The following is a 12,387-nucleotide window of genomic DNA, read 5'->3' as shown; positions in this document are numbered from 1 at the left end:
AGAGGTAATTATGTTCAAATCAATCTTTAGAAAGCTTTTGGTACTTTTTATTTCCATAATCATTTTAAGTTTTTCCATAACAGGTGTCATGCTTTATTACATGCTTGACAGTTTTGTGTACTCCGAAAAGCAAAGAAATTTAATGCAGTATGTGGAATGGCTGAATATTGCATTTTATAACTATGTAAGTAACAGCAGGCAAATGCCTACATATGAGCCTGCATTCAAGGATGCCCTGAATGAATACATGAAGCAGATTATGAATCAAACCAATTCCTATGTATGGATTGTCACCGAGGAAGGGTATGTTTGGTCTGCACAGCCTGATCTCAATTCAAGAAGAATGTATGATATAAGGAGTAAGCTTATTTTTGAAAATGGGTTTTTTATGCTTCCTGATGAGAAACAGTACAGAAAGGTCATGCTCTCAGGGAATGATGTGGTGGAAAAAAATGATTTATACGGTCTCTTTGATGAAAAAAGGCTCACCATTGAAAAAGCTATAAAAACTAAAAACCAGAGCGGAAATGATGAGGTTATTGGGGCTGTGTTCCTCAGTACTTCCATCCCTGACGTGTATGAGCTCCAAAGATCTATTATCAGGTTTTATATGAATGCTGTGGGTATTTCCGTTATAATCGTCATACTGTTGGCTTATATATTCTCCAGAAGATTATCCAAGCCGTTGAAAGAAATAAATGAAACGGCAAGGATTATAGCAGGCGGAGAGTTCCAAAAACGTCTCAACATAAAATCAAGGGATGAAATTGGAGAATTGGCAGTGAGCTTTAATAATATGATTGAAGCACTCGGCAATCTGGAGGAGATGAGAAGGGCATTTATAGCCAATGTTTCCCATGAATTAAGAACACCAATGACTTCCATAAGAGGTTTTATTGAAGGTATACTTGACGGTACCATACCTCTTGACAGGCAGGATTATTATCTTACTATTGTAAGGGATGAAGTTAACCGCATGAACAGGCTTGTAAATGATATTCTAGATCTTGCAAGGATGGAAGCCGGTGAGGTCAAATTAAATCCCATTGATTTCGATATAAATGAGCTTATTAGAAGAACTGTTATAAAGTTGGAAAGTCTTCTGGTAAGCAAGAACATAGATATAGAAGCTTACTTTGAGGTGGATGACATGTATGTTAACGGAGATGTGGATTCCATTGAGAGGGTTATTATAAATTTAGTTCATAATGCTGTTAAATTCACTCAGGAAGGTGGAAAAATAAAAATAAGCACCTTTAGAAAAAGAGACAAGGTATGCATATCAATAGAGGATAATGGCCCTGGTATCAGCAGCGAAGAAATCAGCCTTATCTGGGATAGATTTTATAAATCGGATAAATCCAGAGGTAAGGATAAGTCAGGTACGGGTTTGGGCCTTGCAATTGTCAAGAACATTGTATCGGAGCATGGACAGGAGATATTTGTTGAAAGTGAGCCGGGGCATGGAGCCAAATTTACGTTTACCCTAAATAAATCAGCAGATAGAGGGGTTCAAAGTTAACAAATTGTTCATATTTTTTTAAAAATACTTTTTTACAATAGTATTATAGAGGAACCAGAGAGGAGTTTTGATGATGGATAACATGAATTTAGGAAATAATGAATTGGAAAAAAAGGAACCTATGCCTGAAAACGAAAACAATACAAATTATGAAGCAGCAAGGGAAAATGAATATAACCCAAATCCATATGGGGCAGAGGCAGGAGATTATAATGCCAATCTCGATGCAAGCACAAATATAGCTGGAGTTACTGCTCAGAATACAGGAAGTGATATGGTCGAAAGTAAGATTGTGGAAGTTGCAAGCTATAATAATGGTGACAATGGTGCCAATGGTGCCAATGGTACTAATTATGGCAATCCAGGTGATAACATGAGAAAGGGCTCGTTTTATTCAGAGTCGGTGAAAAAGCCTCATAGGACAAGAAATGCCAGCATAATTCAGCTCATTATTGTTGCAGTGGTAAGCTCCATGATTGGCGGAACAGTAGTAGGATCATATTTTCAGTTTTTAGCACCTGCTGTACAACCTTCATCAAAAAGCTTTTTCAGTAATTTGGTCGGTAATAATGATAAAACCGATACTACTACGTCTTCAAATGAAAGCACCGGTACTGTAAAGAAGGTTGAAATTATTCAGAATGAAGAGTCTGTTGTAACAGCAGTTGCTGAAAAGGTAAGCCCTTCAATTGTTGGTATCAGGGTAACATTCAAAACCAGAAGCTTTATATTTGATATGAGCCAGGAGGGAAAATCAGAAGGTTCAGGTATTATTATAAAGAGCGACGGCTACATCATGACAAACTATCACGTTATTGAATCTGCCGCTGCAGGCACCCGCGGAAGCAATGCCAAGCTTGAAGTTATCCTTCCAAACAAGAAAGATAAGCCATATGAAGCAACTATCATAGGCGGGGATCAAAAAACAGATTTGGCTGTAATCAAAATAAATGAAACAAACCTTCCGGCAGTTGAGTTCGGTAACTCAGATAAACTAAAGATCGGGGAATTGGCAGTAGCAATAGGTAACCCTGCAGGCCTTGAATACATGGGATCTGTTACAGTTGGAGTAATCAGCGGCTTAAATAGATCAATACCTATAGATGATGGAAAAGAACTCAAGCTTATTCAGACAGATGCGGCTATAAACCCTGGTAACAGCGGCGGTGCATTGCTCAATTCCAAGGGGCAGGTAATAGGTGTCAACACTGCCAAAATCGGAGAAAACGGTTTTGAAGGACTGGGATTCGCAATTCCGGTTAATAAAGCCAAGGAAATTACCGACAGCCTTATGCAGTACAAATATGTTAAGGGAAGACCCCTTCTTGGAATTGAAAGTGATCCCGACTTCAATGAAGAAGTAGCAAAACAGTATGATGTTCCTATGGGAGTATTGGTCGCACAGGTTACACCTTTCTCGGGAGCTTACAAGGCTGGAATGAAACCTGGAGATATAATCACAAAGTTTGACGGAAAAGCTGTTAAGTCTGTTAATGAAATCAATGATCTGAAAGTAAAACGCAAGCCTGGTGATACAGTTCCGGTAGTAGTTTACAGGGATGGAGAGACCATTACATTGCAGGTGCAGCTTACTGAAGACAAGGGAGTAGTTAAAAAGTAAGTTAATTAGATAAGTTTAAAAGGTGTTGGGGCATAAGGCTTCAGCACCTTTTTTGAATGACTGGGAAATTATGAATAGATCTTATCGCTAAAGGTTAAGAAGCCGATATTATAATTGTAATGTGAGATAGCTTTTGCAAAAAGGTAATATTAAGTTATATCTGCAAAAATAGTGCGTAAAAATAAAAATTTGAGGAGAGATTGCTAATGAATAAAAATGAAAGCCCGAAAGACAATCAGAGAAAAGTAGAATCTATAGATGAAACACAAAATAAAAATAGGGAAAGCAAGATCAAGAATGCAATAAATAGCTCTAAATCCACTGAAGTATTGGCTAAAGCAATAAAGTCCATGCTGAACAAAGAGGAAGATTGATCTATTACTTTACAACAATCAATGTTCATAATAAATCAATAAATTGCTATAATAAAAAATAAAAAAGATTACGATATAGTAGAAAGCAGGCAGTATATGAAAAAGAACAATATAATTTCAGATAAGAAAATAGAAAAGGTATTGGAGATGCTGGACAAAACCTATCCTGATGCACATTGTGAGCTGAATTTCAGGACACCGTTTCAATTGCTGGTGGCCACTATGCTAAGTGCACAGTCAACGGATAAAACCGTAAACAAGGTTACCGATAAATTGTTTGTAAAATATCCGACGTTGGAGGAGTTTTTAGAGCTTGATCAAAGTCGGTTAGAAAATGAAATTAAGGAAATCGGACTTTATAAAAATAAGTCAAAGAATATTAAAGAGATGTGTAAAATACTGGCAGAAAAGTTTCAAGGCAGGGTTCCAGACAACATGGAGGATTTGGTTTCCTTGCCTGGGGTAGGAAGAAAGACAGCAAATGTTGTTTTAAGCAATGCATTTGGCATACCTGCTATAGCGGTTGATACTCATGTTTTCAGGGTTTCAAACAGGATTGGCCTGGCTGACGGGAAAAATGTAGATATCACTGAGGAGCAGCTAAGAAAGAACATACCCATGGACAAATGGTCAAAAGCCCATCACTTGATTATTTGGCATGGAAGAAGGATTTGTCTTGCACGAAAGCCAAAGTGCGAGGCTTGCCCCATTGCAACGGATTGCCGATACTATAAGGAAGAAGTAGCCGATAAATAGAAATAATAAATAAATTGTTAAAAGAGGTGTTGCTATGACTACCGAAGCAAACGATATGATTTTTTCTCTGGATATCGGTACAAGAACAATTGTTGGGATTGTAGGCTATATGGAAAAGGATAAGTTTAAGGTAGCGGCAGCAGAAGTGGTAGAGCATAAAAGCAGGGCTATGCTGAACGGGCAAATCCACGACATTGAGAAAGTCGCCGAGGTAGCAGGTGAGGTAAAGGAAAAGCTGGAAAAAAGAATCGGAATGAAGCTGGAAAAAGTGGCAATTGCAGCAGCAGGAAGGGTTCTTAAAACATGCGAGGTAAAAGTTGAAAGAGAAGTGGATGAGGGAGCACTTATAGACAGAGAGCTTATTAACGGTCTGGAACTGGAAGGCATACAAAAGGCACAGGCAATTCTTGATGAGCAAGAGTCTTCCACGGGACAAGCAAAGCTTTATTGTGTGGGATACAGTGTTATAAACTATTATCTCAATGGATATGTAATATCAAACCTCATTGACCATAAGGGTAAAACAATATCAGCCCATATATTGGCTACTTTCCTTCCCCATGTGGTAGTGGACAGTCTTTATACCGTTATGAACAAGGTTGGCCTTGAGGTGATAAATCTTACGCTGGAGCCTATTGCTGCCATTAATGTGACTATACCAACAGAGCTCAGACTGTTAAACCTGGCACTTGTGGATATAGGGGCAGGTACTTCAGATATAGCTATAACAAGGGATGGAAGCGTAGTTGCATATGCAATGGTTCCTTTAGCAGGAGATGAGATAACTGAGAGAATAGCAAGGGAATACCTTTTGGACTTCAATACTGCAGAGGATATAAAGGCTTCTCTTTCCAAAGCAGCATCAGACAACATAACCTTCAAGGACATTATGGGGAAAAAGCATGTTGTTAAGGTCGCTAAAATACTTGACGATATCAAACCTGCCATACAAAACCTGGCTGCTGTCATAGCACAAAAAATTCTTGAACTCAATCAGAAGGCCACAAATGCAGTCTTCCTTATAGGAGGAGGCAGTCAGGTACCGGGTCTTTCTCAAATGATAGCTGAAATATTAAATTTGCCTCCGGATAGAGTTGCCCTACGAAACCGCGATAATATCAATAATATAAAATTCAGCGGCAAGAAGCTTACGGGACCGGAAGCAATAACTCCTATCGGAATAGCTGTAACAGCACTTATACAAAGAGGCCACGATTTTATGACAGTAAAACTAAACGGAAAAAAAATAAGGCTTTTTAACTCTAAGAAACTTACTGTTGCAGACTCACTGGTTCTTACAGGTTTTGACCCGAATTCTCTTATAGGAAGATCGGGTAAAAGCATTAGATTTACATTAAACGGAGAACCCTTGTTTATAAAAGGCGGATATGGACAAGCAGCAAGTATATTTGTAAACGGAGAAGCGGCAAGCCTTGATACTGTTTTGAAGCCGGGAGATGATATAAACATTGAACCTTCTGTACAAGGCAGGGATGCTGAGGCTAGGCTATGTGATTACATTAATATACTTCCCCAAAAAAATATTACATTTAATGGAGATATTATATATGCAGGAACTCAAATATTTGTAAATGGAAATGAGGAAAAGGACTATATAAATATATCCGACGGTGATTCCATACTTGTAAGGGATATAACAAGTGTAAATGACCTTTTGCAGATGTACGGCTTTGATATGGACGAATCCAGGATCATCGTCAATGGAAATGAATCGGATGAAACTTATACGCTTATAGAGGGTGATATAGTAGAAATTAAGCTTCAAGTTGGGGAGAACAATGATTTGAATGAGCCAAGTAATGCTGTAAATGATCCCATTATTAGCAATGGAGGACGATTTCACGATAATTCTTTCTATGTTACTATAAATGGTAAGGACACGGTGCTGAAGGGGGATAAGCCGCAATATATATTTATTGATGTGTTCAATCATATAGACTTTGATTTGTCCTCAGGCAAAGGAAATGCTGTGTTCAAGATTAACGGTGAAAAAGCGGCCTTTACAGATGAAATAAAGTCAGGTGACATAATTGAAATATGCTGGGAGCCATCATAATTTCCTGTGACATAATAAAATCCCTTATTTCCAGTTAGGCATAATATAAGGCATCACTCAGGGTGATGCCTTATATAATTGATAATTCAAAACAATAAAAAAGTGATAGATATTAGATTTTTTATCTGATTATTTGAGTTTATCCTTTAAAATCTGTGATATCTCCTTATCAAAATCATTAAGCTCTTGTTTGGTAACAATTTCGATTTTGTTCTTAATTTTAACTTGTGCATTTTCTATAAGACCTTGTTTTTGTGAATCCATTATGTTTTCGATATTTTTCCCCTTCTCCTTGATTTTCTTCTTGGCAAGATCAGTTTCTTGTGCTACATACTGATTCAGGTTTTGAATTACATCACTTATGAAGCTGTCCAAATACATGGAAGTTTCAGTCAAAGTTTTGTCCTTGGTATCTTCCAATTGAGCTTCAACTGATGCTGTACTTGAGTCTGCCATGGAGGCTACTTTGTTTTTTAGCATGTCAATAAGATCAAATCCCAATGTTTCGGCCATAACAATTTGTACTGCAAAACTGAATACAGCAACTATGGCCAGTATCAGCATAGCCTTTTTGAACTTTCTCATTTGAATTCCTCCGTAATATTACTTGTATTTATATGTGAGACATATTTCGTGTTATCGGAATTATTCAAATGAGAATTAACCGGTAATATTTTCATCAATTGCGTCAATATATTTTTAGTGAATTGACAATATCGGTAAACAGCTTCTTTTCATAGTTGTTCCATGACTCTTCCGGAAGGAAATAGCTTACTCTGTAAAGTTTGTCATTTTTCTGCATGAAAACCTCATTACACTTTATTTGTTTTTTGTTTTTACCCACTATGGAATAGTCCCATATGTACCCATCAAGGGTATTAAATCTTGCAGGCTTGGAGCTGAAGTACTGATAATCAAGCTGTGAGTTGGATTTGGCTTTATCAAGGAACTCCTGAAGAGAATAGGATAGATTCCAAACCTGAACAAAGCCATTGGAATAATCGGATTTGAATTCAATATGGTAAAGAATATCACTTCCTGAAAATTCCCTTTCGTTTATATTAAAAACTGATGGATAATCGAAGCCAAATTTGCCTTTGTCCGATATAAAGCTTCTGAAAGTCTCTGTCCTGGGCTTAATAAATGGAAGCCCCGTCTCAATTGTGTCATCCTTGTTAATCTCATTTACAAACACGTTTTCAACTTTGAATTCTGCAGGGCACGAAAAGGATAAACAATTGTTAATTGTTAACCTGTAATTCATGCTTTTGCCTAAAATAAAGTTGATAAGGATGAATAAAGCAAACCATGCAAAGATTAGTATGCATGTCCTAATCAGGGTTTTTTTGTAGTTTTTGATGAATATAACATACAAGTAAATCACTCCAGCTTCTCATATTGTTTTTGTTGTTTTTAATAAGTAATATATATTCAAGCTGGAAAAATAGTATTCATATAAATCAAAATATTCACGAAAATTGGATAATTGAATATACTAGTAATATAATAATGCCGGGAGTGGTTATTATGAAGATTTTGGTATTAAAAATGCCCAAGATAGTTGGGAATATACTTAAGAAAGTACTAAAGATGGGTTAAAAACTGTAAAAAATAAAAAAGCTTAATGCTTTTTTATTTTTTAGTGTCTAAGAAATTATGGTGTATTGTACACCACAATTTCTCACGACAACAATCAAGATTTCAAAATCGCTAAGGATTTTGTTATAAGTCTAAGATAATTTTATACAGCTCTTGTTACTTTGTTTGAACGCAAGCATCTTGAACAGATATATATTGATTTAGTTGTTCCTTTATCAACAATTTTTACTTTTCTGATGTTTGGTTTCCAACTCCTGTTAGTTTTTCTGTTTGAGTGGCTCACTCTCAATCCGAAGAGAACGTCTTTGCTGCAAACTTCACACTTTGCCATTTATATCTACACCTCCTTTTAGTCTGGAGAAATATTTATATTAATAATTAATTGCTTTACCCAAAGCAAATATAATTCTAACACAACATATGTGGATACTGCAAGTGATTTTTACAAATTTTATTTAAAAATTTATAGGGTAAGCCATTTTGCAGCCTTAATGTGTATATGATAAAATACAGATATAAAAATACAAAAGGAAGTTAAGCGAACGGAGAAATAAATATGAAAGGGACCGGAAACTATAATGTTAATGAGATAATGAGAAAGCCCTTAAAATATTTAAAAGGCATTGGAGAAGTCAGGGAAAAACTTTTTCACAGGCTGGGTATTTTTAATATAGAAGATATAATATCATATTTTCCTCGTGAATATGAGGACAGGAATAATATAAAAAAAATAAATATACTAGAGGACGATGAAAAATGTGGGTTTGAGGGACAAATAGCATCCAGGGTCAATGAAAGCAGGCCTAGAAGAGGAGTTCTGATAAGCAAGCTTGTCATAAAAGATGAGACAGGCTCAATAACAGCTTGCTGGTTTAATCAGCCATATATTAAAAATGTATTTAAGCACGGTGAAAGATACAGATTTTTTGGAAGAATAACAAGAAAGTTTAACACTCTCGAGATTCAGAATCCTATTTATGAAAAGGTTGGGGATGAGAAAAGCAGCAAAATTTGCAGAATTGTGCCCGTTTATCCATCTACAATGGATTTGTCCCAGAATGTCATTAGGTCCGCTGTAAAAAGTGCAATGGAGGTTGTGGGCGGCAAGGTTGAGGAGACATTGCCTTTGTCTTTAAGGGCAAGCTATAAGCTGCCGGAGATTAATTATGCATTATCAAATATACACTTTCCCACAAGCTTTGAGGATTTCAAAAATGCCAGATACAGGTTGGTATTTGAGGAGCTTTTCTTTATGCAGATAGGGCTTTTCAGCTTAAAATCTACCTTAAGCAAGGAACAGAACGGTATTGAGTTTAGTAAAAATGAAGAAAAGCTGGATGAGTTTATAAAGTCATTGCCCTTCTCTCTGACCGGTGCACAGCAAAATGTTTTTGATGAGATAAAAAGGGATATGGAGAGCAAGAAGGTTATGAACAGGCTCGTGCAAGGGGATGTAGGCTCAGGTAAAACTGTTGTTGCCGCACTTGCACTGTATAAGGCAGTACTTGGCGGCTATCAGGGTGCTTTGATGGTGCCTACAGAGATATTGGCAGGTCAGCATTTTATAACCATGTCAAAGCTGTTTAAAGGGTTTGATGTCAATATAGCCTTACTTACAGGAAGCAAAACTGCAAAAGAAAAGAAAGGGATCCTTGAAGAATTAAAATGCGGCAGGATTGATATCCTCATAGGTACCCATGCACTTTTGGAGGACAGGGTGGAATTCAGTTCTTTAGGGCTTGTTGTTACGGATGAACAGCACAGGTTCGGAGTAAGGCAAAGAGCTGTTTTGTCAAAGAAGGGGAAGGATCCTGATGTTCTTGTAATGACAGCCACGCCTATTCCTAGAACCCTGGCACTTATATTATACGGGGATTTGGATATATCCGTTATAAATGAGCTTCCTCCAGGCAGAAAGCCTATTAAAACATATGCTGTAGATAACGGAATGAGGCAAAGGATATATGACTTCATAAGAAAAAAGGTAAAAGAGGGAAGACAGGTATATATGGTATGCCCCCTTGTGGAGGAATCGGAAGAAATTAGTGCCAGGGCTGCAAGTGAGCTTTCAGAGACTATTGCCGCAAATGATTTTAAAGATCTTAGGGTGGGGCTTATTCACGGCAAGATGAAGCCTAAAGACAAGGATGCAGTAATGACCGATTTTGTTAAGGGAAATCTGGATATTTTGGTTTCAACAACGGTAATTGAAGTGGGCGTAAATGTTCCTAATGCTACAGTCATGGTGATAGAAAATGCGGAGAGGTTTGGTTTATCCCAGCTCCACCAGCTAAGGGGGAGAGTTGGAAGAGGCTCGGAGGAGTCGTTCTGCATCCTTTTTAATGAGGGAAGGGGTGCTTTTGCCAAACAAAGAATGAAGGTAATGGAAAAAACCAATGATGGGTTTATCATATCGGAAAAAGATTTGGAGCTAAGAGGTCCGGGAGAGTTTTTCGGAACAAGGCAGCATGGCTTGCCGGAGCTTAAAATTGCAAACCTGTATAAGGATATGCAGATACTTAAAACGGCTCAGGATGCAGCCGCTAATCTGATAGCACAGGACCCCATACTTATTCGTGATGACAGCAAACTGATAAGGATGGCTGTAAAGGAACGATTTGCGGGAAAAATCGAAGGACTGAGCTTTTTATAATTGATATACGACATTTTAACTGCTTTATTGAAATGTTTATCATAAAACATATGCATAAAGCGTATATTGGGGTTGACAATTAGAAATCATAATATAAAATAGCATTATATGAAATAAAATGACATAATATGAAAGAATAAATGCCGCAATCAAATTCAATAGTAATGATTTAATATAATAATTTTGGAGGAATATTTATTTTAAGGGTAATATCTGGCTATGCAAAAGGGCATAAGCTTAAAACATTGGATAGTAATTTGACAAGACCTACCACAGATAGGGTCAAAGAATCATTATTTAATATTATAGCAGGATATCTCGAAGATGCATTGGTGCTTGATTTATATTCAGGGACTGGAAGCCTTGGAATAGAGGCTTTAAGCAGAGGGGCAAAGGAAGCGGTTTTTGTAGACCAATCCCGTGAATGTGCCGGCATAATAAAAGATAATCTTGTACATACAAAATTTCTGGACAAATCCCAGGTAGTTAATTGTGATGTCAGGTCAGCCATTATAAAGCTAACCGGCTCCGGTAAAAAATTTGACTTGATTTTTATGGATCCACCCTATAGTAAAAATTTTGTTGAAGAAACTTTAAATTACCTGGCAAATAGTGATATAATTATAGACAATGGTTTAATTATTGCGGAACATGACGTAAAAGACAAAGTTCCGGAGCAAGTTGGCGAAATTAAGCTTTATAGAAGCCAGAAATATGGAAATACAATGCTTTCGTTTTACAGCAAATAGTTATTAAGGCGGTTGGTAGTTTGAAGATTTGTGTTTATCCAGGAAGTTTTGATCCGGTGACCAATGGTCATCTGGATATTATAGATAGGGCTGCAAAGCTTTGTGACAAGCTGATAGTTGCGGTTCTTGTCAATTCAAGGAAAAATCCTACTTTCTCACTTGATGAAAGGGTGGGTCTTTTGGAGAAGGTACTAAAGGATCGAGAGAATGTGGTTGTTGAATCCTTTGACGGCCTGCTTGTGGATTTTATAAAAGAAAAGAATGCATGCTCAATAATTAAAGGATTAAGGGCAGTGTCTGATTTTGAATATGAGCTGCAAATGGCATTATTAAACAAAAATCTCGACCCTGAAGTTGAGACCTTGTTTATGATGACCAATATAAACTATTTTTTCTTAAGCTCAAGTGCGGTTAAGGAGCTGGCAAGGAACAACGGAAATATTGAAGGCCTTGTACCTGAGTGTATAAGGGAGGATATTATAAATAGAATGGCAAGATGATTATAAATAAAAATCCTGCGATATAAAATGTATCTGTTCACTAAAATAAAAGAGAGTGGAGGAATATAATGGAGATCCTATCTATTTTGGAAACGTTGGAAGATATAATTGAAAAAAGCGTTAGCGTGCCATTTAGCGGAAGGTGTCTTGTAGATAGGGAGGAGGTACTGGAAATCATAAAGGAAATGAGGCTCAAACTTCCAGACGACTTAAAACAAGCCAAGTGGGTGAAGGAAGAAAGACAAAGGATACTTATGGAAGCCCAGAAGGAAGCTAATAATGTAGTGAGGGAAGCTGAAAGTAAGATTGCTTCATTGGTTGATGAACATGAAATTACAAAGCAGGCATACGATCAAGCGAATGAAATAATATCAAATGCTCAAAAGAACGCAAAAGAAATAAGGTTCGGAACAAGGGAATACGCCGACAGCATATTAGATAAGGTTGAGGGTATTCTAAAAGAAGCTTTGGAAGTTGTTCAAGCCGACCGAAGTGAACTTAAGTAAACTAATGCTCTTATATGTATAAATTCCTGT

Annotated in this window: 12 protein-coding genes; 9 read left to right on the top strand and 3 right to left on the bottom strand. The window is 37.0% G+C overall.

Features of this window, described 5'->3' with window-relative positions; all coding sequences use genetic code 11:
• The first annotated feature begins 10 nt into the window (after positions 1-10).
• From VIO64_RS12650 to VIO64_RS12630, 5 genes are all read left to right on the top strand, one after another.
• The gene (locus tag VIO64_RS12650) at positions 11-1,522 is read left to right on the top strand and encodes a HAMP domain-containing sensor histidine kinase (protein ID WP_331918728.1); all 1,512 of its coding nucleotides are present in this window, start codon (positions 11-13) and stop codon (positions 1,520-1,522) included.
• 70 nt (positions 1,523-1,592) lie between these two features.
• Positions 1,593-3,143 carry a S1C family serine protease gene (locus tag VIO64_RS12645; protein WP_331918726.1) on the top strand — a complete coding sequence of 517 codons (1,551 nt, stop codon included), beginning with the start codon at positions 1,593-1,595 and terminating at the stop codon, positions 3,141-3,143.
• 206 nt (positions 3,144-3,349) lie between these two features.
• Complete coding sequence (locus VIO64_RS12640) at positions 3,350-3,517, top strand: hypothetical protein (protein WP_331918724.1); 168 nt, start codon at positions 3,350-3,352, stop codon at positions 3,515-3,517.
• A gap of 96 nt (positions 3,518-3,613) precedes the next feature.
• Entirely contained in the window at positions 3,614-4,273 is a 660-nt protein-coding gene (gene nth / locus VIO64_RS12635; protein WP_331918722.1) for an endonuclease III, read from the top strand.
• Between the two features lie 34 nt (positions 4,274-4,307).
• Positions 4,308-6,350, top strand: a complete 2,043-nt coding sequence (locus tag VIO64_RS12630) for a cell division protein FtsA (protein ID WP_331918720.1) — start codon at positions 4,308-4,310, stop codon at positions 6,348-6,350.
• 129 nt (positions 6,351-6,479) lie between these two features.
• Here VIO64_RS12630 and VIO64_RS12625 read toward each other — a convergent pair whose 3' ends face one another.
• The 3 genes from VIO64_RS12625 to rpmB form a co-directional block, all read right to left on the bottom strand.
• Complete coding sequence (locus VIO64_RS12625) at positions 6,480-6,935, bottom strand: hypothetical protein (RefSeq protein WP_331918718.1); 456 nt, start codon at positions 6,933-6,935, stop codon at positions 6,480-6,482.
• 103 nt (positions 6,936-7,038) lie between these two features.
• A complete protein-coding gene (locus VIO64_RS12620; protein ID WP_331918716.1) occupies positions 7,039-7,614 on the bottom strand; it encodes a hypothetical protein in 576 nt (191 codons plus the stop codon).
• Between the two features lie 477 nt (positions 7,615-8,091).
• A complete protein-coding gene (gene rpmB / locus VIO64_RS12615; RefSeq protein WP_036937860.1) occupies positions 8,092-8,280 on the bottom strand; it encodes a 50S ribosomal protein L28 in 189 nt (62 codons plus the stop codon).
• 225 nt (positions 8,281-8,505) lie between these two features.
• Here rpmB and recG point away from each other — a divergent pair, with 225 nt between their 5' ends.
• The 4 genes from recG to VIO64_RS12595 all read left to right on the top strand — a co-directional run bounded on the left by recG (position 8,506) and on the right by VIO64_RS12595 (position 12,357).
• Entirely contained in the window at positions 8,506-10,602 is a 2,097-nt protein-coding gene (gene recG, locus VIO64_RS12610; RefSeq protein WP_331918711.1) for an ATP-dependent DNA helicase RecG, read from the top strand.
• 191 nt (positions 10,603-10,793) lie between these two features.
• On the top strand, positions 10,794-11,351 hold the full coding sequence (gene rsmD, locus VIO64_RS12605) for a 16S rRNA (guanine(966)-N(2))-methyltransferase RsmD (RefSeq protein WP_331918768.1): 558 nt from the start codon (positions 10,794-10,796) through the stop codon (positions 11,349-11,351).
• Between the two features lie 20 nt (positions 11,352-11,371).
• On the top strand, positions 11,372-11,851 hold the full coding sequence (coaD, locus tag VIO64_RS12600; protein ID WP_331918709.1) for a pantetheine-phosphate adenylyltransferase: 480 nt from the start codon (positions 11,372-11,374) through the stop codon (positions 11,849-11,851).
• A 68-nt stretch (positions 11,852-11,919) separates the two neighbouring features.
• Complete coding sequence (locus VIO64_RS12595) at positions 11,920-12,357, top strand: ATPase (protein WP_331918707.1); 438 nt, start codon at positions 11,920-11,922, stop codon at positions 12,355-12,357.
• Positions 12,358-12,387: the final 30 nt, after the last annotated feature.

Source organism: Pseudobacteroides sp., from assembly GCF_036567765.1.
Lineage (GTDB): Bacteria > Bacillota > Clostridia > Acetivibrionales > DSM-2933 > Pseudobacteroides.
This window is presented reverse-complemented; position numbering and strand designations above follow the sequence as displayed.